1 protein-coding gene is annotated in these 1,018 nt (G+C 72.7%); it reads left to right on the top strand.

What is annotated here, in order from left to right; genetic code table 11:
• Window positions 1-1,018, top strand: a 1,018-nt coding sequence (locus tag QN357_RS19055) for a DUF3320 domain-containing protein (protein ID WP_323505408.1), incomplete at both ends; no start/stop codon positions are given.

Genomic DNA, 1,018 nt, shown 5'->3' on the forward strand with positions numbered 1-1,018 from the left:
ACGAGCGCGACAGCATCCTCTTCTCGATCGCGTTCAGCGCGAACGAGAAGGGTGTGGTGCCGCTCAACTTCGGGCCGCTCTCCCGGACGGGCGGCGAGCGCCGCCTCAACGTGGCGATCACCCGTGCGCGGCGACAGGTGGTGCTCTATGCGAGCTTCGACCCGGCGGTACTGCGCGCCCAGGACACCAGCTCGGTCGGCATCAAACACCTCAAGGCCTACCTCGAGATGGCGGGCGCGGGCGCCGAGGCGCTGAGCACGGATGTCCGCCGCACGTCCACCGTGGACCGACACCGCGACGACATCGCGGCCGCACTCCGCGCCGCGGGGCACGTCGTGCAGACCGACGTCGGGCTCTCCGACTTCCGGGTAGACCTCAGCCTCGCCTCGGCAACGGACCCGGGTCGGCCGCTCGTCGCGGTGCTGCTCGACGGGCCGAACTGGCGTGCGCGGCGCACGGTCTCCGACCGCGACGGCCTGCCCGTGGACGTGCTGCAGGGTATCATGCGCTGGCCGGGCGTCGAGCGGGTCTGGCTGCCCGAGTGGCTGCACCACCGCGACGAGACGGTCGCCCGGCTCGCGGGGGCGGTCGAGGCCGCGACTGAAGCTGCAGCCGCGGCCGACGTGGCCAGGGAGCTGGACCTCCCCGCGGGCGTCGAGCCCGAACCAACCATCACCGAAACGCCACGGGATGCACCCGAGGTACTCGTCGCATCCCGCGCGGTGTCCGTCCCGACTGTGGCGTTGGCCAACACCCGTGCGACCACGAGTTCCCTCGTGCTCGACTACGCCGAGTGGCACCCCGGGCGTCTCGGCACGGTCGACGTGCTCGACGCCTTGCCGCGAGCGGCGGCCGCGGCGAAGGTCCAGTCCGCCATCCGTGCGGCGGTCACGGCCGAGGGTCCGATCCACAGCGCCCGGCTGACCAAGCTCGTCGCGGCGGCGTTCGGCCTCGACCGGGTGAACCAGGCGCGGGCGGCATCCATCGTGCGGTGCGTGCCCACGGACCTGACGCTCGG

It is taken from the genome of Cryobacterium sp. RTC2.1 (assembly GCF_035018685.1).
In the GTDB taxonomy this organism is placed as follows: Bacteria; Actinomycetota; Actinomycetes; order Actinomycetales; family Microbacteriaceae; genus Cryobacterium; species Cryobacterium glucosi.